Origin of the sequence: Escherichia sp. E14S1 (assembly GCF_004211995.1) — a bacterium.
In the GTDB taxonomy this organism is placed as follows: domain Bacteria; phylum Pseudomonadota; class Gammaproteobacteria; order Enterobacterales; family Enterobacteriaceae; genus Escherichia.
The window spans coordinates 63,543-86,527 of record NZ_RHJQ01000012.1; the positions used below are offsets into that span (position 1 = coordinate 63,543).

General features: G+C 49.5%; 19 protein-coding genes and 1 pseudogene. 13 read left to right on the forward strand and 7 right to left on the reverse strand.

Annotated features, from left to right (window positions below; genetic code table 11):
- The first annotated feature begins 122 nt into the window (after positions 1 to 122).
- The 5 genes and pseudogenes from D9734_RS14000 (at position 123) to D9734_RS14020 (ending at position 5,962) form a co-directional block, all read left to right on the forward strand.
- A pseudogene (locus D9734_RS14000) lies at positions 123 to 1,389 on the forward strand (MFS transporter).
- An 11-nt stretch (positions 1,390 to 1,400) separates the two neighbouring features.
- The gene (ydiB, locus tag D9734_RS14005) at positions 1,401 to 2,267 is read left to right on the forward strand and encodes a quinate/shikimate dehydrogenase (protein ID WP_130208246.1); all 867 of its coding nucleotides are present in this window, start codon (positions 1,401 to 1,403) and stop codon (positions 2,265 to 2,267) included.
- A 30-nt stretch (positions 2,268 to 2,297) separates the two neighbouring features.
- Positions 2,298 to 3,056: a type I 3-dehydroquinate dehydratase gene (aroD, locus tag D9734_RS14010; RefSeq protein WP_130208248.1), complete on the forward strand. Its 759-nt coding sequence runs from the start codon at positions 2,298 to 2,300 to the stop codon at positions 3,054 to 3,056.
- Positions 3,057 to 3,201: 145 nt separating this feature from the next.
- Positions 3,202 to 4,797, forward strand: a complete 1,596-nt coding sequence (locus D9734_RS14015; protein ID WP_130208250.1) for an acyl CoA:acetate/3-ketoacid CoA transferase — start codon at positions 3,202 to 3,204, stop codon at positions 4,795 to 4,797.
- Positions 4,798 to 4,810: 13 nt separating this feature from the next.
- On the forward strand, positions 4,811 to 5,962 hold the full coding sequence (locus D9734_RS14020; RefSeq protein WP_000347861.1) for an acyl-CoA dehydrogenase: 1,152 nt from the start codon (positions 4,811 to 4,813) through the stop codon (positions 5,960 to 5,962).
- A 43-nt stretch (positions 5,963 to 6,005) separates the two neighbouring features.
- Here D9734_RS14020 and D9734_RS14025 read toward each other — a convergent pair whose 3' ends face one another.
- Positions 6,006 to 6,917 carry an AraC family transcriptional regulator gene (locus D9734_RS14025; protein ID WP_130208252.1) on the reverse strand — a complete coding sequence of 304 codons (912 nt, stop codon included), beginning with the start codon at positions 6,915 to 6,917 and terminating at the stop codon, positions 6,006 to 6,008.
- 315 nt (positions 6,918 to 7,232) lie between these two features.
- Here D9734_RS14025 and D9734_RS14030 point away from each other — a divergent pair, with 315 nt between their 5' ends.
- Genes D9734_RS14030 through fadK form a run of 5 tightly spaced genes read left to right on the forward strand, consistent with a single transcriptional unit; the run spans position 7,233 to position 12,286 of the window.
- A complete protein-coding gene (locus D9734_RS14030; RefSeq protein ID WP_130208254.1) occupies positions 7,233 to 7,997 on the forward strand; it encodes an electron transfer flavoprotein in 765 nt (254 codons plus the stop codon).
- Positions 7,998 to 8,016: 19 nt separating this feature from the next.
- A complete protein-coding gene (locus tag D9734_RS14035; RefSeq protein ID WP_130208256.1) occupies positions 8,017 to 8,955 on the forward strand; it encodes an electron transfer flavoprotein subunit alpha in 939 nt (312 codons plus the stop codon).
- Positions 8,956 to 9,009: 54 nt separating this feature from the next.
- Positions 9,010 to 10,299 carry an FAD-dependent oxidoreductase gene (locus tag D9734_RS14040; RefSeq protein WP_130208258.1) on the forward strand — a complete coding sequence of 430 codons (1,290 nt, stop codon included), beginning with the start codon at positions 9,010 to 9,012 and terminating at the stop codon, positions 10,297 to 10,299.
- On the forward strand, positions 10,296 to 10,589 hold the full coding sequence (locus D9734_RS14045; RefSeq protein WP_000081086.1) for a ferredoxin family protein: 294 nt from the start codon (positions 10,296 to 10,298) through the stop codon (positions 10,587 to 10,589). The genes D9734_RS14040 and D9734_RS14045 overlap by 4 nt, the downstream gene beginning before the upstream one ends.
- A 56-nt stretch (positions 10,590 to 10,645) precedes the next feature.
- A complete protein-coding gene (gene fadK, locus D9734_RS14050) occupies positions 10,646 to 12,286 on the forward strand; it encodes a medium-chain fatty-acid--CoA ligase (RefSeq protein WP_130208260.1) in 1,641 nt (546 codons plus the stop codon).
- Between the two features lie 50 nt (positions 12,287 to 12,336).
- Here fadK and D9734_RS14055 read toward each other — a convergent pair whose 3' ends face one another.
- The 5 genes from D9734_RS14055 to ppsA form a co-directional block, all read right to left on the reverse strand.
- Complete coding sequence (locus D9734_RS14055) at positions 12,337 to 13,080, reverse strand: SDR family oxidoreductase (RefSeq protein WP_130208262.1); 744 nt, start codon at positions 13,078 to 13,080, stop codon at positions 12,337 to 12,339.
- 12 nt (positions 13,081 to 13,092) lie between these two features.
- Positions 13,093 to 13,572 (reverse strand): YhcH/YjgK/YiaL family protein, encoded by a 480-nt coding sequence (locus D9734_RS14060; protein ID WP_130208264.1) that lies wholly within the window; start codon positions 13,570 to 13,572, stop codon positions 13,093 to 13,095.
- 10 nt (positions 13,573 to 13,582) lie between these two features.
- Positions 13,583 to 14,542, reverse strand: a complete 960-nt coding sequence (locus D9734_RS14065; RefSeq protein WP_130208266.1) for a 2-hydroxyacid dehydrogenase — start codon at positions 14,540 to 14,542, stop codon at positions 13,583 to 13,585.
- A gap of 35 nt (positions 14,543 to 14,577) precedes the next feature.
- Positions 14,578 to 15,978 (reverse strand): anion permease, encoded by a 1,401-nt coding sequence (locus tag D9734_RS14070; protein WP_001278076.1) that lies wholly within the window; start codon positions 15,976 to 15,978, stop codon positions 14,578 to 14,580.
- Between the two features lie 489 nt (positions 15,979 to 16,467).
- Positions 16,468 to 18,846, reverse strand: coding sequence for a phosphoenolpyruvate synthase (gene ppsA / locus D9734_RS14075; RefSeq protein ID WP_130208268.1), 2,379 nt, complete (start codon positions 18,844 to 18,846; stop codon positions 16,468 to 16,470).
- 332 nt (positions 18,847 to 19,178) lie between these two features.
- On the opposite strand from ppsA, the gene ppsR reads away from it, so the two are divergent.
- From ppsR to hemP, 3 genes are all read left to right on the forward strand, one after another.
- Positions 19,179 to 20,012 carry a posphoenolpyruvate synthetase regulatory kinase/phosphorylase PpsR gene (gene ppsR, locus D9734_RS14080; RefSeq protein WP_000368046.1) on the forward strand — a complete coding sequence of 278 codons (834 nt, stop codon included), beginning with the start codon at positions 19,179 to 19,181 and terminating at the stop codon, positions 20,010 to 20,012.
- 156 nt (positions 20,013 to 20,168) lie between these two features.
- Positions 20,169 to 21,215 (forward strand): 3-deoxy-7-phosphoheptulonate synthase AroH, encoded by a 1,047-nt coding sequence (gene aroH / locus D9734_RS14085; RefSeq protein WP_130208270.1) that lies wholly within the window; start codon positions 20,169 to 20,171, stop codon positions 21,213 to 21,215.
- Between the two features lie 131 nt (positions 21,216 to 21,346).
- The gene (gene hemP, locus D9734_RS14090; protein ID WP_130208717.1) at positions 21,347 to 21,538 is read left to right on the forward strand and encodes a hemin uptake protein HemP; all 192 of its coding nucleotides are present in this window, start codon (positions 21,347 to 21,349) and stop codon (positions 21,536 to 21,538) included.
- 3 nt (positions 21,539 to 21,541) lie between these two features.
- Here the strand turns inward: hemP and selO are convergent, their stop codons facing one another.
- Positions 21,542 to 22,978: a protein adenylyltransferase SelO gene (gene selO / locus D9734_RS14095; protein ID WP_130208272.1), complete on the reverse strand. Its 1,437-nt coding sequence runs from the start codon at positions 22,976 to 22,978 to the stop codon at positions 21,542 to 21,544.
- Between the last annotated feature and the right edge of the window lie 7 nt (positions 22,979 to 22,985).

Consider the following 22,985-nt stretch of genomic DNA (forward strand, 5'->3'; position numbering starts at 1 on the left):
CTGGAAACATAAACTTTATGCCATGTACCCAGAGAAAATCATCTTCAGTATAGTGATTATGAAAACCGTCGAAATACAACACGGACGGTAACAAAATTATCTTTCAGCAAGGAGCTGTGAAAATGTCTCAAAATAAGGCTTTCAGCACGCCATTTATCCTGGCTGTCCTTTGTGTATACTTCAGCTATTTCCTACATGGCATTAGTGTTATTACGCTTGCACAAAACATGTCATCTCTGGCAGAAAAGTTTTCTACCGATAACGCCGGTATCGCCTATTTAATTTCTGGTATCGGTCTGGGCCGTCTGATAAGTATTTTATTCTTCGGTGTAATCTCCGATAAATTTGGTCGACGAGCAGTAATATTCATGGCCGTTGCCATGTATATGCTGTTTTTCTTTGGTATTCCGGCCTGCCCAAGTTTAGCTCTCGCTTACGGTCTGGCAGTGTGCGTTGGTATCGCCAACTCAGCCCTGGATACCGGTGGATATCCGGCGTTGATGGAATGCTTCCCGAAAGCCTCGGGTTCAGCCGTAATATTGGTTAAGGCGATGATATCGTTCGGGCAAATGCTCTATCCGATGCTGGTGAGTTATATGCTGTTGAATAACATCTGGTACGGTTATGGGCTGATTATCCCAGGCATCGTATTTGTGCTGATCACGCTGATGCTATTGAAAAGTAAATTCCCAGGCCAGTTGGTGGATGCCAGCGTAGCTGGTGAACTACCGCAAATGAACAGTAAGCCGTTAGTCTGGCTGGAAGGTGTTTCATCGGTGTTGTTCGGTGTTGCCGCATTCTCGACCTTTTATGTAATTGTCGTGTGGATGCCCAAATATGCGATGGCGTTTGCCGGTATGTCGGAAGCTGAGGCATTAAAAACCATCTCTTATTACAGTATGGGTTCGCTGGTCTGTGTCTTTATTTTTGCCGCACTATTGAAAAAAATGGTGCGTCCCATCTGGGCTAACGTGTTTAACTCAGCACTGGCAACGGTAACCGCCGCTATCATTTACCTGTACCCTTCTCCACTAGTCTGTAATGCCGGGGCTTTTGTCATCGGTTTCTCTGCTGCTGGCGGTATTTTACAGCTTGGTGTTTCAGTCATGTCCGAGTTTTTTCCAAAAAGCAAAGCCAAAGTCACCAGTATTTATATGATGATGGGTGGTCTGGCCAACTTTGTTATTCCGTTGATTACCGGTTATCTGTCGAATATCGGCCTGCAATACATCATCGTTCTCGATTTTACTTTCGCGCTTCTGGCCCTGATTACCGCAATTATTGTTTTCATCCGCTATTACCGCGTTTTCATTATTCCTGAAAATGATGTCCGGTTTGGCGAACGCAATCTTAGCACCCCGGTTAAACACAATTAAGCAAAGAAATTAGAGGAGTTAATTATGGATGTTACCGCTAAATACGAATTGATTGGCCTGATGGCCTATCCTATCCGCCACAGTTTATCGCCTGAAATGCAAAACAAAGCCTTAGAAAAAGCGGGATTGCCATTTACCTATATGGCCTTTGAAGTGGATAACGATAGCTTTGCCGGAGCAATTGAAGGCTTAAAAGCCTTAAAAATGCGCGGAACCGGTGTGTCGATGCCTAACAAACAACTGGCGTGTGAATATGTTGATGAATTAACACCAGCGGCCAAACTGGTTGGCGCTATCAATACCATCGTCAATGATGACGGCTACCTGCGCGGCTATAACACCGACGGCACGGGCCATATTCGCGCCATTAAAGAGAGCGGTTTTGATATCAAAGGCAAAACGATGGTGCTGCTAGGTGCCGGTGGTGCCTCAACGGCGATTGGCGCGCAAGGCGCGATTGAAGGTTTAAAAGAGATTAAAATCTTCAACCGTCGGGATGAATTCTTCGATAAAGCCCTCGCCTTCGCACAACGGGTCAACGAAAACACCGATTGTGTCGTCACCGTGACCGATCTCGCCGATCAGCAAGCCTTTGCTGAAGCCCTGGCTTCCGCCGACATTTTAACCAACGGCACAAAAGTGGGTATGAAGCCTCTTGAAAATGAATCATTAGTTAACGATATCAGTTTGTTACATCCAGGACTGCTGGTCACTGAATGCGTGTATAACCCGCATATGACGAAGTTATTGCAGCAGGCGCAACAAGCAGGTTGCAAAACGATTGATGGATACGGCATGTTGTTGTGGCAAGGGGCTGAACAGTTCACGTTATGGACTGGCAAAGATTTCCCTCTGGAATACGTTAAACAGGTCATGGGGTTCGGCGCCTGACAGGCTGACCGCGTGCAGAAAGGGTAAAAAATGAAAACCGTAACTGTAAAAGATCTCGTCATTGGTACGGGCGCACCAAAAATCATCGTCTCGCTGATGGCGAAAGATATCGCCAGCGTGAAATCCGAAGCTCTCGCCTATCGTGAAGCGGACTTTGATATTCTGGAATGGCGTGTGGACCACTTTGCCGACCTCTCCAGCGTGGAGTCTGTCATGACCGCGGCAAAAATCCTCCGTGAGGTAATGCCAGAAAAACCGCTGCTGTTTACCTTCCGTAGCGCTAAAGAAGGCGGCGAGCAGGCAATTTCTACTGAGGCTTATATTGCACTCAATCGCGCAGCCATCGACAGCGGTCTGGTCGATATGATCGATCTGGAGTTATTTACCGGCGACGATCAGGTTAAAGAAACCGTCGCCTATGCACATGCGCATGATGTGAAGGTTGTCATGTCCAACCATGACTTCCACAAAACGCCGGAAGCCGAAGAGATTATTGCCCGTTTGCGTAAAATGCAGTCCTTCGACGCTGATATTCCTAAAATTGCGTTGATGCCGCAAAGCACCAGTGATGTCCTGACGTTGCTTGCCGCTACCCTGGAGATGCAGGAGCAGTATGCCGATCGTCCAATCATCACGATGTCGATGGCAAAAACTGGCGTAATTTCCCGTTTGGCTGGTGAAGTATTTGGTTCAGCCGCAACGTTTGGTGCAGTAAAAAAAGCCTCTGCGCCTGGGCAAATATCGGTGAATGATTTGCGCACAGTATTAACTATTTTGCACCAGGCGTAATAAATAACGTACCGGCGGGAGTAACCTTCCCCGCCGTATTAAAAAAATATTTTTAAAGAGTATTTGATAAAAATATTCTGTGGGTATCTGTGCGCTATTTTTAATGCTTGCGCAGAGAAATCCACACCTGAATCAGGAAAAAATAATGAAACCTGTAAAACCACCTCGTATTAATGGACGAGTGCCGGTCCTGTCGGCACAGGAAGCGGTAAGTTATATTCCCGACGAAGCAACACTTTGTGTATTAGGTGCAGGTGGTGGTATTCTGGAAGCCACCACATTAATTACCGCTCTTGCTGACAAATATAAACAAACCCAGACACCGCGTAATTTAGCGATTATTAGTCCAACAGGGCTTGGCGATCGCGCCGATCGTGGTATTAGTCCGCTGGCGCAAGAAGGTCTGGTGAAATGGGCCTTATGCGGCCATTGGGGACAATCACCGCGTATTTCTGAACTCGCAGAACAAAATAAAATTGTTGCCTATAACTATCCACAAGGTGTGCTCACTCAAACATTGCGCGCTGCTGCTGCCCACCAGCCAGGAATTATTAGCGATATTGGTATCGGAACGTTTGTCGACCCTCGCCAACAAGGCGGCAAACTGAATGAAGTGACTAAAGAAGATCTGATTAAACTGGTCGAGTTTGATAATAAAGAATATCTCTATTACAAAGCGATCGCGCCAGATATTGCTTTTATTCGCGCTACAACCTGCGACAGCGAAGGCTACGCAACCTTTGAAGATGAAGTGATGTATCTCGACGCATTGGTTATTGCCCAGGCGGTGCACAATAACGGCGGTATCGTGATGATGCAGGTGCAGAAGATGGTTAAGAAAGCCACGCTGCATCCTAAAGCTGTCCGTATTCCAGGTTATCTGGTGGATATTGTGGTGGTCGATCCGGACCAAACCCAACTGTATGGCGGTGCGCCAGTTAATCGTTTTATTTCTGGTGACTTCACCCTGGATGACAGTACCCAACTTAGCTTGCCTCTTAATCAGCGTAAATTAGTCGCGCGGCGCGCATTGTTTGAAATGCGCAAAGGTGCAGTGGGTAATGTCGGTGTCGGTATTGCCGACGGTATTGGTCTGGTCGCCCGGGAAGAAGGTTGTGCTGATGACTTTATTCTGACGGTGGAAACAGGCCCAATTGGCGGTATTACTTCGCAAGGTATCGCCTTTGGCGCGAACGTGAATACCCGCGCCATTCTGGATATGACTTCCCAGTTCGATTTTTACCACGGCGGTGGTCTGGATGTCTGTTATTTGAGTTTTGCCGAAGTCGACCAGCACGGTAACGTCGGGGTGCATAAATTCAATGGCAAAATCATGGGTACAGGTGGATTTATTGATATCAGTGCCACCTCGAAGAAAATCATTTTCTGCGGCACGTTAACTGCGGGCAGTTTAAAAACAGAAATTACCGATGGTAAATTAAATATCGTCCAGGAAGGACGGGTAAATAAATTTATCCGTGAACTTCCGGAAATTACTTTTAGCGGAAAAATCGCGCTCGAACGGGGACTGGATGTTCGTTACATCACCGAACGCGCTGTATTCACCCTGAAAGAAGACGGTTTGCATTTAATCGAAATTGCCCCTGGCGTCGATTTGCAAAAAGATATTCTCGACAAAATGGATTTCACCCCAGCTATTTCACCAGAACTGAGAATGATGGACGAAAGATTATTTATCGATGCGGCGATGGGTTTTGTCCTACCTGAAGCGGCTCATTAACAGGAGTATCACGATGGATTTTTCTTTAACTGAAGAACAAGAACTGCTGCTGGCCAGTATTCGCGAACTGATTACGACTAACTTTCCGGAAGAGTATTTCCGCACCTGCGATCAAAACGGTACATATCCGCGTGAGTTTATGCGGGCGCTGGCAGATAACGGCATTTCTATGCTTGGCGTACCGGAAGAGTTCGGCGGCATCCCTGCGGATTACGTCACCCAGATGCTGGCGCTGATGGAAGTGTCAAAATGCGGTGCTCCGGCGTTTTTGATTACCAACGGTCAGTGTATTCACAGCATGCGCCGTTTTGGTTCTGAGGAGCAGCTACGTAAAACGGCAGAAAGTACCCTGGAAACCGGCGACCCTGCCTATGCCCTGGCGTTGACGGAACCAGGCGCTGGCTCAGATAACAACAGCGCCACCACCACTTACACGCGTAAAAATGGCAAGGTTTACATCAACGGACAGAAAACCTTCATCACCGGTGCGAAAGAGTACCCGTATATGCTGGTGTTGGCGCGCGATCCAGAACCGAAAGATCCGAAAAAAGCCTTCACCCTGTGGTGGGTTGAGTCCAGTAAGCCCGGCATTAAGATCAATCCGCTGCATAAAATCGGCTGGCATATGCTTAGCACCTGCGAAGTTTATCTCGACAACGTGGAAGTTGAAGAGAGCGACATGGTAGGCGAAGAAGGAATGGGTTTCCTCAATGTGATGTACAACTTTGAGATGGAGCGCCTGATCAACGCCGCGCGCAGCACTGGCTTTGCCGAATGCGCATTCGAAGATGCCGCCCGCTATGCCAACCAGCGTATCGCTTTTGGTAAGCCAATTGGTCATAACCAGATGATCCAGGAAAAACTGGCGCTGATGGCGATTAAGATCGACAACATGCGCAACATGGTGTTGAAAGTGGCATGGCAAGCCGATCAGCATCAGTCACTGCGCACCAGCGCGGCGCTGGCAAAACTGTACTGCGCACGCACTGCAATGGAAGTCATTGATGATGCAATTCAAATCATGGGCGGGTTGGGCTACACCGATGAGGCACGCGTCTCCCGCTTCTGGCGTGATGTCCGCTGTGAACGGATTGGCGGTGGTACTGACGAGATTATGATTTACGTCGCAGGTCGGCAGATCCTGAAAGATTACCAGAATAAATAATCTTCAGGCGGCGCAGCTTCTGACAAAAACTGCGCCGTCAGATTTATCCGGCAAGACTTACAGGTTCAGAAAATTCAGATAAGATTTCTTGTTCAGCAAAACAATTTTTAAATTGTTTGCGGTAATCACTGGGAGAACAGCCAACATGGCGCAAAAACAGTTTGGCAAAATGATCGACATTTTCATAACCCACGCGCCAGGAGATTTCTGCCTGCGACAAATCGGTATTGGTCAGCAACCATTTCGCTTCCGTCATACGCCGTTGAATGACGTAGTTAATGGGAGAAATTCGATACTCTTTAGTAAATTCATGACAAATATAACTGACGCTGGCACGAAATTTTTTCGATAACTGTTCTAAAGTGATTTTTTCGCGGTAATTATTATTAAGATAAAAGAGAATATCTTTTATCAGGACATCTTTTTTAATATATCCCTGCTCCGAACGATAGGCATTTTTAAAGTTTTCGTAATAGAGAATCGCTAACGTATAGGAAAATGCATCCCACACTGAAGATGTGTTGCCATTTTTACTTTGCGGTAAAATCACACTTAATTCATTAAAAAGCGTTTTGATGACCTCTTTTCCCTGCCCTGCGGCAATTACCGGACAAGAATGCGGTTGCAGTAACTGATTTTCTTCTGCGCCCTGAAACTGAAAACCGTAAAGCGCACAGGTACAAGTCGTTGCCGGGTCGTTAGCATCTGAGGCCACCGCGTGCAGTCTGCCACGCTCTATCACCACAATGTCATCGGCATGTGCCACATAGAGCGAAGAATCAATGGTAAACCTTGCCACCCCTTTCTTAACATAAATCAGCTCGGTTTCATTGTCATGAACGTGATGTCCCGACTCCCATTTAGGATCGTCACTAAACGCAAAGCGCGAAAGTCGTGGCGTTTTACCGGCGACAAACAGCGTTTCGCTGGCATTATCAAAACAGCGTTGATACATGACAACCTCCCTATTCCATGAGCAAGCAAAAACAATATATGCCGGATAAAATACGGCGTGTATTGCGGTTATACAACCGCATTTAGCGAGAGCTAAACAAGATTATTTACATTGAATGCAAGATAGTACGTAAACGATGGCATAATATTGCCACTTATTGTGCTTTTGTTTTAACGATCTCATTTTTTTTGCAAGATTGTTTGCAAGGAAAACAGATTGCTCCGTCGAAAACCCCGCCCTGCTATCGCACACTATTTTCAGGCCATTTTTACCTTCCATCGGAGATGGTTCCGTATGCGACCCACAGGAGAAATCATGAAAATAATAACCTGCTTTAAGCTGGTGCCTGAAGAACAGGACATTGTTGTCACTCCCGAGTACACCCTCAATTTCGACAATGCCGACGCCAAAATTAGCCAGTTCGATCTCAATGCCATTGAAGCCGCAAGCCAGCTTGCAACGGATGATGATGAGATAGCCGCGCTGACCGTTGGCGGTTCATTGTTGCAGAACTCAAAAGTGCGTAAAGACGTGTTATCCCGCGGACCGCACTGTCTGTACATGGTGCAGGATGCCCAGCTTGAGCATGCACTGCCTCTCGATACCGCAAAGGCGCTGGCGGCAGCAGTTGAAAAAATCGGCTTCGATTTACTGATCTTTGGTGAAGGTTCCGGCGATCTTTATGCCCAGCAGGTTGGCTTGCTGGTCGGAGAAATTCTGCAACTTCCGGTGATTAATGCTGTGAGTGCTATTCAGCGTCAGGGCAATACACTGGGGATTGAACGCACGCTTGAAGATGAAGTTGAAGTGATCGAACTCTCTGTTCCAGCCGTGCTGTGCGTCACGTCAGATATTAACGTGCCACGCATTCCATCGATGAAAGCCATTCTCGGCGCGGGCAAAAAAACGGTACATCAGTGGCAGGCGAGTGATATCGGCTGGAGCCAGGCCACGCCGCTTGCTGAACTGATCGGCGTTCGCGTACCGCCGCAAACAGAACGCAAACACATCATTCTCGATAACGATTCGCCGGAAGCCATTGCCGAGCTGGCGGAACATCTGAAGAAAGCCCTGAACTAAAGCCTACGGAGAAGAAACGATGAGTCAATTAAACAACGTCTGGGTCTTTAGCGATAATCCTGAACGTTATGCCGAACTGTTTGGCGGCGCGCAGCAATGGGGCCAACAGGTGTATGCCATTGTACAAAATACCGACCAGGCACAGGCCGTTATGCCTTATGGTCCAAAATGTATTTATGTTCTTGAGCAAAACGATGCTCTGCAACGCACTGAAAATTACGCTGAAAGCATTGCTGTCCTGCTGAAAGATAAACACCCCTCTATGTTGCTGCTGGCCGCGACAAAACGCGGTAAAGCGCTGGCTGCACGGTTAAGTGTGCAACTGAATGCGGCGCTGGTGAACGATGCCACTGCGGTTGATGTGGTCGATGGTCACGTTTGCGCCGAGCACCGTATGTATGGCGGGCTCGCGTTCGCCCAGGAAAAGATCAATAGCCCGCTGGCGATCATTACCCTTGCGCCCGGTGTTCAGGAACCTTGCACCAGTGACGCCTCGCATCAGTGTCCGATTGAAACTGTGCCTTACGTTGCTCCGCGTCATGAAATTCTTAGTCGCGAACGCCGTGCGAAAGCGGCAAGCAGCGTGGACCTGAGCAAAGCAAAACGCGTGGTCGGCGTCGGTCGTGGTCTGGCAGCACAGGATGACCTGAAAATGGTCCACGAACTGGCAGCGGCACTCAATGCTGAAGTCGGTTGTTCACGCCCGATTGCCGAAGGCGAGAACTGGATGGAGCGTGAACGTTATATCGGTGTCTCCGGCGTGTTGCTGAAATCCGACCTCTACCTGACGCTGGGGATCTCCGGGCAGATCCAACATATGGTTGGCGGCAATGGCGCAAAAGTGATTGTCGCCATCAATAAAGATAAAAATGCGCCAATCTTCAACTATGCCGACTACGGTCTGGTGGGCGATATCTACAAAGTCGTCCCTGCCCTGATTAGCCAGTTGAGTCGCTAATTCCCTTTCAACTACATCTCCCGCTGTAAACGCAGCGGGAAGGGAGCATAACGCATGTCGGATGACAAATTTGATGCCATTGTGGTCGGTGCGGGCGTTGCCGGTAGCGTTGCCGCACTGGTCATGGCACGAGCCGGACTGGATGTCCTGGTGATAGAACGCGGCGACAGTGCCGGATGCAAAAATATGACCGGCGGGCGTCTTTATGCCCACACGCTTGAAGCGATCATTCCAGGCTTTGCTGCATCAGCGCCGGTAGAACGCAAAGTCACACGCGAGAAAATCTCCTTCTTAACCGAAGAGAGCGCCGTTACCCTCGATTTTCACCGCGAGCAGCCAGATGTTCCGCAACACGCTTCTTATACCGTATTGCGCAATCGTCTCGACCCGTGGTTGATGGAACAAGCCGAACAGGCGGGTGCGCAGTTTATCCCGGGCGTTCGCGTCGATGCGCTGGTTCGTGAAGGTAACAAGGTCACTGGCGTCCAGGCCGGGGATGATATTCTCGAAGCCAATGTGGTGATTCTGGCTGATGGCGTTAATTCAATGCTTGGTCGTTCGCAGGGAATGGTTCCCGCCTCCGATCCGCATCATTACGCTGTTGGCGTTAAAGAAGTCATTGGCCTCACGCCGGAGCAAATCAACGATCGCTTTAACGTCACTGACGATGAAGGTGCCGCCTGGCTGTTTGCCGGTTCCCCTTCTGACGGTCTGATGGGCGGCGGATTCATCTACACCAATCACGATTCCGTATCGTTGGGTCTGGTTTGTGGATTGGGTGATATCGCCCATGCGCAAAAAAGCGTGCCGCAAATGCTGGAGGATTTTAAACAGCACCCCGCCATTCGCCCACTGATTAGCGGTGGCAAACTGCTTGAATATTCCGCGCATATGGTGCCGGAAGGCGGTCTGGCAATGGTGCCGCAACTGGTTAACGATGGTGTGATGATCGTCGGTGACGCCGCAGGCTTCTGCCTCAATCTGGGCTTTACGGTTCGCGGAATGGATTTAGCCATCGCATCGGCCCAGGCGGCTGCCACAACGGTGATTGCCGCCAAAGAACGCGCGGATTTTTCTGCCACTAGTCTGGCGCAATACAAACGCGAGCTGGAACAAAGCTGTGTTATGCGCGATATGCAGCATTTTCGCAAGATCCCAGCGCTGATGGAAAACCCGCGCCTGTTTAGTCAGTATCCGCGCATGGTCGCCGATATCATGAACGATATGTTCACTATTGACGGCAAACCAAACCAGCCGGTACGAAAAATGATTCTCGGACATGCGAAGAAAATCGGGCTGATTAATCTGCTGAAAGATGGCATTAAGGGAGCAACCGCGCTATGAGCCAGAACGCTACGGTCAACGTTGACGTCAAATTAGGCGTCAACAAATTCCATGTTGATGAGGGCCACCCACATATCATTCTGGCGGCAAATCCCGACATCAATGAATTTCAAAAATTAATGAAAGCCTGCCCTGCCGGACTGTATAAGCAGGATGACGCGGGAAACATTCATTTTGATTCCGCCGGTTGTCTGGAGTGCGGCACCTGCCGGGTGCTGTGTGGCAACACTATTCTCGAACAATGGCAATACCCCGCAGGCACCTTCGGTATTGATTTCCGTTACGGCTAATTACGCTTCCCACAGGCCCGCACCTCGGGCCTGACGTTCTGTTTCGAGAGTTCAAAATGAAAGTGACATTAACGTTTAACGCGCAGCGTCGTGCAGCCTATCGACAACAAGGATTGTGGGGCGATGCTTCGCTGGCCGACTACTGGCGGCAGACTGCATGCGCGATGCCAGACAAAATAGCCGTTGTCGATAATCATGGCGAATCGTACACCTATAGCGCACTCGATCACGCTGCGAACTGTCTGGCAAGCTGGTTACTGGCTAACGGTATTGAATCGGGCGATCGTATCGCTTTTCAATTGCCTGGCTGGTGTGAATTTACCGTTATCTATCTTGCCTGCCTGAAAATCGGTGCAGTTTCCGTGCCGTTGTTGCCTTCCTGGCGAGAAGCTGAACTGGTGTGGGTGCTCAATAAGTGTCAGGCAAAAATGTTTTTTGCACCGACATTGTTTAAACAAACGCGTCCGGTAGATTTAATCCTGCCACTGCAAAATCAGCTTCCACAACTACAACAGATCGTCGGCGTGGATAAGCTGGCCCCCGCCACCTCGTCTCTCTCGTTAAGTCAGATTATTGCCGACAATCCCCCGCTGGCCGTCGCAACATCGGTCCACGGCGATGAATTAGCGGCGGTGCTATTTACCTCCGGAACTGAGGGCATGCCAAAGGGCGTGATGCTAACGCATAATAATATTCTCGCCAGCGAGCGGGCTTATTGCGCGCGGCTGAATCTGACCTGGCTGGATGTCTTTATGATGCCTGCACCACTCGGTCACGCGACGGGGTTTCTGCATGGTGTAACAGCGCCGTTTTTGATTGGCGCCCGCAGCGTGTTGTTAGATATTTTTACCCCGGAAGCCTGTCTCTCGCTGCTTGAGCAACAACGTTGTACCTGTATGCTCGGCGCAACGCCGTTTGTTTATGACCTTTTGAATCTACTTGAGAAACAGCCTGCCGACCTTTCAGCGCTGCGTTTCTTTCTTTGCGGCGGCACCACGATCCCCAAAAAAGTGGCGCGTGAATGCCAGCAACGCGGCATTAAATTATTAAGCGTTTATGGTTCCACGGAAAGCTCGCCACATGCAGTGGTGAATCTCGACGATCCTTTGTCGCGCTTTATGCACACCGATGGTTACGCTGCCGCTGGGGTGGAAATTAAAGTGGTCGATGATGCACGCAAGACCTTACCGCCAGGTTGCGAAGGTGAAGAGGCTTCGCGTGGCCCTAATGTGTTTATGGGTTATTTTGATGAACCTGAATTAACCGCTCGTGCGCTGGATGAAGAAGGCTGGTATTACAGTGGCGATCTCTGCCGCATGGATGAAGCTGGCTATATAAAAATTACCGGACGCAAGAAAGATATTATTGTTCGCGGCGGCGAAAATATTAGCAGCCGTGAGGTGGAAGATATTCTATTGCAGCATCCTAAAATTCACGATGCCTGTGTGGTTGCGATGCCCGATGAACGTTTAGGTGAACGTTCATGCGCTTATGTCGTGCTGAAAGCGCCGCATCATTCATTATCGCTGGAAGATGTAGTGGCATTTTTTAGCCGTAAACGGGTCGCGAAATATAAATACCCTGAACATATCGTGGTGATCGAAAAACTGCCGCGCACGGCCTCCGGTAAAATACAAAAATTTTTGTTACGCAAAGATATTCTTCAACGGCTGGAACAAACATGCGTTGAGGCATAATTCATAAATAATAAAGCACCTTATACGCAAGGTGCTTTATTAAATCCCGATTAACCACGTCCGACATATGGCATATTATTTGCCATAATCGTTATTTCCAGCACATTCGTGGTTACTGGCAACTGGGCCATCATCTGAATGGCTGCTGCAACATCAGCAACATTCATCATATCTTCCGCTTTAATAGCGCCATCTGCCTGATAAACGCCCTTACGCATCCGATTCGATAATGTCGTTTCCGCATTGCCGATATTAATTTGCCCGCAAGCGATATTAAATTTGCGACAATCCAGGGAAATGGCCTTGGTCAACCCGGTAACAGCATGTTTCGACGCCGTGTATGCCGCAGTATAAAGGCGCGGTGTCAGTGCGGAAATCGACGCATTGTTAATAATGCGTCCTCCCATTGGCTGCTGCGCTTTCATGATTTTAATCGCTTCTTTCGAACACAAAAATGTCGAGTGAATATTGGCGTTAAACACGCGAGTCCACTCAGTAAACTCAACCTCTTCAATACTTTTTGCCGGACTATTATTGCCCGCATTATTGAACAAGAGATCCAGTCGACCAAAACGAGCCTTAATCTCGGCAAATAGTGCAACGACAGCGGACTCATCCGTGACATCAGCAACCAGAGGAATAAAGCGTTCCTTGGCTAAACCTTGTGCACATTGCTGTAAGGTTTCTTCGTTACGCGCGGCAACAATAACAGTATATCCAATGTCATAGAGTGCCTTTGCTGCCGCGTAGCCGATACCTTTACTTCCCCCTGTCACCAGGGCAATTTTTGTCATAGCCAGCTCCGCCTATAATAAACTCATGTCGATTTTCACGACTGTTTTTTTGATTTTCTCCACGTTATCGACTTTATAACATGCCCGATGTACCTCTTCCGGGAAGACCACCACAAACTGTCCTGGTGTCAACGTGATTATCCGATCATTAATACGTTCATCAGCATAAAAAATAACGTCACGGTCGCCCAGGTGGCTTTCTACAACCGAGTTTTCTCCATCATCAAAATCCACACAAATCCGCTCTTCTCCGGCAATTAAGAAATGGACATCAAGATATTTACGATGAACTTCTGGTCGGCATTCATGTAGTGGTTTAGTCATCGGTTCAACCACGGTATAAAAAATTGAGTCATCCTGAATAAAAACCTTCTCCCCCACAGGAACACTATTCAGATCATGTTGTGAAAGATACTCAATGACACGAGCGATGACAGGATGAAATGTCCGCTTTTGTTGTTCACTAAGATACGCGATATCACCATAAATCATATTTTCCGCCTTATTGAGTAACAGGGGTAATAACTGGCTGTCCGCTAAAGAAAGCCTGTAAGTTATCAAAAACCAAATCTGCCATTGCATTAAACGTTTCGCTCGTACCACTGGCGATATGTGGCGTCAGGACAACGTTATCCAGCGACATTAATTGTTCTGGCACATGTGGTTCGTTGGCATAAACGTCCAGTGCCGCACCAGCAATGATGTTATTTTGCAGAGCATCAATCAGATCGGTTTCGTTCACCACTGATCCCCGGGAAATACTGATCAAATGTCCGGTTTTCCCCAGAGCCTGCAGCACAGTTTTGTCGATAACGCCGCGTGTACTTACCCCGCCTGGCAGCGTCAGAACGAGGAAGTCCACCGCTTGCGCCAGAGAAACCAGCGAATCATGCGCCGTCCATTCAGGTTTGTTATGCGGTTTTGGGTCGAAATAGTGAATTTCCATTTCAAATGCTGCTGCACGGCGGGCTACAGCATTACCAATGTTCCCCAGACCAACAATTCCGCAACGTTTACCACTCACTTTCGTCGCCATCGGGAAACGCCCTTCGTTTGGCCAACGACCGTCACGAACATAACGATCGGCAATGTTAATACGTCGGGCAACATTGAGTAACAACGCCATGCCAATGTCTGCAACACAGTCATTAAGCACGCCAGGGGTGTTGGTGACGATAACGCCATGCTCCCTGGCTGCCACGATATCAATAGGGTCATAGCCCACACCATTGCTGGCAATAATCTTCAGATTCGGAAATTTTTCAATTAGCGCCCGAGAAGCTCCCATTACCGGATTACCACTGGTCACCAGCGCCTTAATATCCGGCGCGATCTGCGTGTAAAAAGCGTCTGCGTCGGTCAGTTCCCACAGGCGATATGCGGTGAAGGTAGATTCAACTTTAGCCATTAAGCGGTCGCTTAATTTGCCGACGATCGCCACCTGAATATCTTTTAAGTTCATACACTATTCCTTGATTGATGTTTGCCGCAGGCCACTTACCATAGGCCAAGAATTTTCCACCACACCGCCCCCAGTCCGAACCAGATGACAATGTTCAACAACATGACGATAAAGCCCAGCCGCCACCATTCTCGTTGCGAGACATAGCCAGCGCCGTAATAGATGACTGCGGGTCCGTTGCCATAATGCGAAATGCCGCTCATCAGGTTAGTGACGAACGCCAGTGACAGAGCAGCCATCATCGGCGGCGCGCCTGCAGCAACCGAGACGCTGCCAAAAGCGGCATACATCGCCACTACATGCGGCGTACTTCCGGCAAAGAAATAGTGGGAATAGCAGTAAACTATCAGCAAAACCGTCAGTGTTATTTCCCAGGGAATGCCGGTGAACAGAGCCGAGGTTGTGACGGCGAACCATTTGAACAGGCCAAGCTGATTGAGCTTATCTGCCATACAAATCATGACGCCCAGCCAGACCAGAATGTCCCAGGCCCCCTTCTCTGACTGCACATCCTGCCAGGTGATAATCCGGGTCATCAACATTAAACAGACGCCGGAAAGCGCGACAGCGGTCGCATCCAGACCAGTCCATTTCGATGTACTCCAGGCCAATAATGAAAGCAGGAAAATGCCAATCGTCACGCGCTCATCTCGGGTTACCGGCCCCATTTTGATAAGTTCTTCCTGTGCCAACGCTTTGGCTTCTGGCGTCTTTTTGATCTCTGGCGGGTAGAGTTTGTAAATGACCAACGGCATAGTGATAAAAGCGATAATGCCCGGCACCAGTGCGCTTAGCGTCCACATCCCCCATGAGATATCGACAAATAAGGTGCTGGCCGCCAGAGATACAATGAGTGCATTTGGCGCGCTGGCCGTCATAAACATCGAGGATGAGAGACAGTTGGAATGGAACACCGTCTGCATCAGATAAGCGCCAATTTTACGCGGCCCTTGATCCGGTTCAGATCCAAAGCTGTTAGAGACACTGCGAACAATCGGGAACAAAATTCCCCCTGCTCGCGCTGTGTTTGATGGCGTTGCGGGCGCGATAATCATATCGCTTAGCGCCAATGTATAACCCAGACGTAACGAGCTGCCGCCAAATCCGCGAATCAGCAAATAGGCGATACGCCGCCCCAACCCCGTTTTGATGAATCCTTTCGCGTACAGGAATGCGGCGACAATAAGCCATACCGTGGTGCTGCTGAAACCTTTTAAGGCTTCGCTGGTTTTCATCATGCCGGTCAGCATAATAAAACTGATGGCTATTAACGCGATAGCGCCTACCGGCAACGGTTGCAGAATAAACGCCACCACAGTGGTGATGAATATGGCCAGAATGTGCCAGGTTAAGGGTGTTAATCCGTCAGGGACGGGGGAAAACCATATAGCGAGTGCGACAATCGCACAAATCAGGACTTTCAAATAGCAACTCATATGCAATCCCTGTAGCTGTTTCCCTCCGCTCGCGGAGGGAATTTATCCTGTTTTCTGTACAGCCAGACAAATCAGAAAATCGGTTTTAGTTCGAATAAATTCTCTGAATTACATAATCTGCGCTTATGTCTGAATAACGGTGCGGTAATTTTTCATATCCATATCCCTTTTTATGCTGTGGTTGAAGACAGTATAAAAACGGGACTCGCCAGTGACTTCGTGCAATCCAACGAACTCTGGACGAAAAAATTACGCATATGCTTAAGGAAATTGACGAGTGGTCACATTCGGCTTTGAGAAAAAACAGTATCGAGAATTATTCTGTGGAGAGGATCGCAAACGAATTAAAATCAGAAAGAACACCAGCCAATTATTCAGATGATGCCCGGAAGCTTTTTATATTGCACGAGCGCGTTTGCCCGAAGTAGGTTGATAAAAGGTGGGGATATAGAAATGGACCCGGAGACAAAACGCCGCCGGGTATTTATTTTATTTCTTCAGTTCAGCCAGGCTTAACCAGGTTTGCACCACGGTGTCCGGGTTCAGAGACAGGCTATCGATCCCCTCTTCCATCAGCCATGCAGCAAAGTCTTCGTGGTCAGACGGTCCCTGACCGCAAATGCCGACATATTTGCCCTGTTTCTTCGCAGCACGGATCGCCATCGACAGCAGTGCTTTCACGGCGTCGTTGCGCTCATCGAACAGTTCAGACACCACGCCGGAGTCGCGGTCCAGACCGAGCGCCAGCTGTGTCATGTCGTTTGAGCCGATAGAGAAACCGTCGAAATATTCGAGGAACTGTTCAGCCAGCAAGGCGTTGGACGGAATTTCGCACATCATGATGATTTTCAGCCCGTTCTCGCCACGTTTCAGCCCCTGACGCGCCAGTTCTTCAACCACTGCTTTCGCCTGGTCTACGGTACGCACGAACGGGATCATGATCTCTACGTTGGTCAGTCCCATGTCGTTGCGCACACGTTTCACCGCTTCACACTCCAGTGCGAAGCAGTCGCGGAAGCTGTCAGAAACGTAGCGGCCCGCGCCACGGAAGCCCAGCATCGGGTTCTCCTCATGCGGCTCGTAACGCTCACCACCCACCAGATTGGCGTATTCATTGGATTTAAAATCAGAAAGACGGACAATCACGCGTTTCGGATAAAACGCGGCACCCAGCGTCGCGATCCCTTCGGTCAGACGGCCAACGTAAAATTCGCGCGGAGAATCGAAGCCTTTCATCATCTCGCGAATTTCATTTTGTAACTGTGGTTCCTGGTCATCAAACTCAAGCAGTGCGCGGGGGTGAACGCCAATCATGCGGTTGATGATAAATTCCAGACGCGCAAGGCCCACGCCTTCGTTCGGCAGGCAGGCAAAGTCAAACGCACGGTCAGGGTTACCGACGTTCATCATCACTTTCAGTGGCAGGTCCGGCATGGTTTCCACGCTGGAGCTTTTCACACTGAATTCAAGCAACTCCGCATAGACGTAACCGGTATCGCCTTCGGCACAAGAAACGGTGACGTTCTCACCGTCTTTCATCCGTTCGGTCGCATCACCGCAGCCCACTACCGCCGGAATACCCAGTTCACGAGCGATAATTGCCGCGTGACAGGTACGACCGCCACGGTTGGTGACGATGGCAGACGCTTTCTTCATGATCGGTTCCCAGTCCGGGTCGGTCATGTCAGTAACCAGCACGTCGCCAGGTTCGATGCGGTTCATTTCGCTGATGTCATGAATGACTTTCACCGGACCCGCGCCGATGCGATGACCGATAGCGCGGCCTTCGGCGATAATCTTGCCCTGTGAATGCAACGTATAACGTTCCATCACCTGACCGCGAGAACGTACAGTTTCTGGACGCGCCTGCACGATAAACAATTTACCGGTGTGGCCATCTTTCGCCCACTCAATATCCATCGGGCGACCGTAGTGTTTCTCAATTTGTACGGCCTGTTTTGCCAGTTCCTGCACTTCTTCGTTGGTCAACGAGAAGATGTCACGCTGTTCCTGCGGTACATCTTCAATTTTAACCTGCTTGCCGTGCTCCTGGGTCGGCGCGTAGACCATGCGGATTTTTTTCGACCCCATGGTGCGGCGCACGATAGCCGGGCGATTCGCTGCCAGTGTCGGTTTATGCACGTAAAACTCATCCGGGTTAACCGCGCCCTGCACGACCATTTCACCCAGGCCCCATGCGGAAGTGATAAACACCACCTGGTCAAAGCCGGATTCGGTATCAATGGAGAACATCACCCCAGAAGATGCGAGGTCGGAGCGCACCATCCGCTGAACACCGGCGGAGAGTGCCACGCCACGGTGATCGTAACCCTGATGCACACGATAAGAGATGGCGCGATCGTTAAACAGAGAAGCAAAGACATGTTTCACTGCCACGAGAACGGCGTCAAAACCCTGAACGTTGAGGAAGGTTTCCTGCTGACCGGCAAAAGAGGCGTCCGGCATATCTTCTGCGGTGGCGGAGGAACGCACCGCAAAAGAGGCATTTTCGTCATCGGCGGAAAGCTGTGCATAGGCTTCGCGGATGGCGTTTTCCAGCTCAGGCTGGAAGGGAGTGTCGATAATCCACTGGCGGATTTGCGCGCCCGCTTTCGCAAGCTGGGTAACATCGTCAATATCCGTTTTATCCAGCAGTTCATAGATGCGCTGGTTTACGCCGCTTTGGTCCAGAAACTGGTTAAACGCGTCGGCGGTTGTGGCGAAACCATTCGGAACGGAAACGCCCATTCCGGAAAGGTTAGTAATCATTTCACCCAGGGAGGCATTTTTGCCCCCAACCCTGTCTACATCATTCATGCCGAGTTGGTTATACCAAAGCACCAGCGGTGACGAGCCATTGTTGGACATCGAACAATCCTTTTGTGATAAATGAACGGTTTGAGAAACACATTTCTGCGTATTTATCTTTGCATATTTAACCGGATGAAAAAAACGGTGAATCGTTCAAGCAAATATATTTTTTTACTTTTTAAGACAGATCCCAGCGTTGCGCAAATCCGCTATCTTCAGTAATTTCCACATAAACCATCGGTATAAACGAAAGCGTAAAAATGAAATACTGTTTTCATAAAATATAAAATTGAAGGTTCATTTTATAAACCAGGCATAACCTTCTACGCTTCTGTACGTTTTTAATTTATGCTTTCATAGAATTATGTCTGCATCACGGGAAGAACAAAATGGATAATGCTGTTGATCGCCACGTTTTTTATATTTCTGATGGTACGGCTATAACTGCGGAGGTATTAGGACACGCAGTGATGTCACAATTTCCCGTTACTATCAGCAGCATTACGCTGCCGTTTGTCGAAAATGAGAGCCGTGCTCGGGCGGTGAAAGATCAGATTGACGCAATTTATCACCAGACAGGTGTGCGCCCGCTGGTTTTTTACTCCATTGTGCTACCGGAAATCCGCGCCATCATTTTGCAAAGCGAAGGTTTTTGCCAGGATATTGTGCAGGCGCTGGTTGCCCCGCTACAACAAGAGATGAAACTGGACCCGACGCCGATTGCTCATCGTACCCATGGCCTGAACCCTAATAATCTCAATAAATATGATGCGCGCATTGCGGCGATTGATTACACCCTCGCCCATGACGACGGCATTTCGTTGCGCAATCTGGACCAGGCTCAGGTGATCCTGCTCGGCGTTTCTCGTTGTGGTAAAACCCCCACCAGCCTGTATCTGGCGATGCAGTTTGGTATCCGCGCGGCAAACTATCCCTTTATTGCCGATGACATGGATAATCTGGTGCTGCCCGCGTCGCTCAAACCGCTTCAGCATAAATTGTTCGGACTGACTATCGACCCTGAGCGTCTGGCGGCGATTCGCGAAGAGCGTCGGGAGAACAGTCGCTATGCCTCGCTTCGCCAGTGCAGGATGGAGGTTGCGGAAGTGGAAGCGTTGTACCGTAAAAATCAGATCCCGTGGATTAACAGTACCAATTATTCGGTAGAAGAGATTGCCACCAAGATCCTCGATATCATGGGCCTAAGCCGTCGAATGTACTAGAGAACTAGTGCATTAGCCTATTTTTTTGTTATCATGCTAACCACCCGGCGAGGTGTGACACACCTCGCACTTGAAATCAGCTGCGATTGGTTTATCGTGATGCGCATCACTTCCCGGTAGTCCTGCCGTTGAAGCAACAAATTTCTGAGACTTGTAATGAACAGAACTGACGAACTCCGTACTGCGCGTATCGAGAGCCTGGTAACGCCCGCCGAACTCGCGCTACGGTATCCCGTAACGCCTGGCGTCGCCAACCATGTCATTGATTCCCGCCGCAGAATTGAAAAAATACTGAACGGTGAAGACAAGCGGCTATTGGTCATTATTGGGCCCTGCTCGATCCACGATCTGACCGCTGCCATGGAGTATGCCACCCGTCTGCAGGCGTTGCGCAACCAGTACCAGTCACGACTGGAAATTGTAATGCGCACCTATTTTGAAAAACCGCGTACCGTTGTTGGCTGGAAAGGACTCATCTCCGATCCGGATTTAAACGGCAGCTATCGCGTTAATCACGGCCTTGAAATGGCACGTAAGTTGCTGTTGCAGGTAAATGAACTGGGCGTTCCCACCGCGACCGAGTTCCTCGATATGGTGACCGGTCAGTTTATTGCTGACTTAATTAGCTGGGGCGCAATTGGCGCACGTACCACCGAGAGCCAAATCCACCGTGAAATGGCGTCAGCGCTCTCCTGTCCGGTAGGTTTTAAAAATGGTACCGATGGCAACACGCGGATTGCCATGGATGCTATCCGCGCAGCCCGTGCCAGCCATATGTTCCTCTCGCCAGACAAAAACGGTCAGATGACCATCTATCAGACCAGCGGCAACCCATACGGCCATATTATTATGCGTGGCGGCAAAAAACCGAACTACCATGCCGATGATATCGCCGCAGCCTGCGATACGCTTCACGAGTTTGATTTACCTGAACATCTGGTGGTTGATTTCAGCCACGGTAACTGCCAGAAGCAGCACCGCCGTCAGTTAGAAGTCTGTGAAGATGTTTGCCAGCAAATCCGCAATGGCTCCACGGCAATTGCCGGAATTATGGCAGAAAGTTTCCTGCGCGAAGGTACACAAAAAATCGTCAGCGGTCAGCCGCTCACCTACGGTCAGTCGATTACCGATCCTTGTTTAGGTTGGGAAGATACTGAACGCCTGGTCGAAAAACTCGCCTCTGCGGTAGATTCCCGCTTCTGAATGCGTGCCCATTCCTGACGGAATGGGCATTTCTGCGCAACTTGTTGTCTTCTCAACAAATTACTGCTTGCTCTGGTTTGCCATAATATTGATAATAAGAATCATTGTTATATCAATTATTATTAATTTTTATGCGTTATACGGATAGCAGAAAACTCACGCCTGAAACGGATGCCAATCACAAGACCGCTTCCCCGCAGCCCATTCGGCGAATTACCAGCCAGACACTGTTAGGTCCTAATGGCAAACTGATTATCGATCATGACGGGCAAGAATATCTGCTCCGTAAAACTCAGGCTGGCAAGCTGCTGTTGACCAAGTAGCCTTTAACTCGAGCAGCTGACTTCCAGCCGTTTACCCCAGTCAGGTGGACGACTGACATAGTCATCATCCCTGTCGCTGAAAGGATTTCGCAACGCTTCATGCAGACGTTGTAATTCTGTCATATCGCCCTTTTCTGCCGCCTCAATAGCGCGTTGTGCCAGCCAGTTTCGCAATACCAGCGCAGGATTGACGCTCTGCATCAGTTGCTGACGTTCACTATCGGCAACTCCGTCTTGTTGCAAGCGCGCCCGATAACGCGTAAACCAGTCATCAAACGCCTCGCGGTCAATAAACTCATCGCGCAGCGGTGAAGCCGCACTGTGCTGCTCGGTCAGGCTTAACATGCGGAATGTGCGAGTATAATCACTGCGCTCTTGCGCCATCAGACTGAACAATTCATTCAGTAGCGCATTATCCTCTTTTTGCTCCGTCATAAAGCCCAGCTTCTGCCGCATACGTTTTCCATAATGCGTCAACAAAACCTGTTGATAGCTTTCCAGTGCCTCGTTTAACGCGTCGACAGTGATAAACGGCGACAATGTCTGCGCCAGACGCTGTAAATTCCACAACGCAACGGCAGGTTGATTATCAAAGCTGTAACGTCCCTGATGATCAGAGTGATTACAAATAAAGCCCGGTTCATAATCATCGAGGAAAGCAAATGGACCATAATCCAGCGTCAGCCCGAGAATCGACATGTTATCCGTGTTCATCACCCCGTGAGCAAAACCGACTGTCTGCCAGCTGGCGATTAACGAAGCCGTACGTGCGACAATATCGGTAAACCAGAGGCGGTATTTATCCTCTTCATCCTGAAGATGCGGCCAGTAATAGCGAATGGCGAAGTCAGCCAGCTGGCGAACTTTTTCCGGTTCCCGACGATAGTAAAAGTGTTCAAAGTGGCCAAATCGCAAATGACTCTGCGCTACGCGCATCAGCATCGCTCCTGATTCGACCGTCTCCCGGTAAACCGGCGTATCGCTGGTAACAATGCTTAAGGCGCGTGTCGTCGGAATGCCAAGGTGATGCATTGCCTCACTGGCAAGACTTTCGCGAATTGTTGAACGTAAAACCGCACGTCCGTCGCCCATCCGCGAATAAGGCGTCAGCCCCGCACCTTTCAGATGCCAGTCCATGGTGGTGCCGTCGGCAAACTGTTGCTCGCCGAGTAAAATACCGCGCCCGTCGCCAAGCTGCCCCGCCCAGACACCAAACTGGTGGCCACTGTAGACCTGGGCCAGTGGCGACATGCCTGGCAGTAAAGTTTCGCCGCCCCAGACACCCGCGCCACTTTCAAACAGCGACGATGGAACACCCAGCGTATTAGCCAGTTCGGCGTTATACCAAATCAACCGGGCATTATTTAAAGGCGTAGGGGAAAGCGATGTATATGTTGCCGGCAATTCATCACGCCAGCGGGTAATAAAAGACAGGGTCATAGATCCT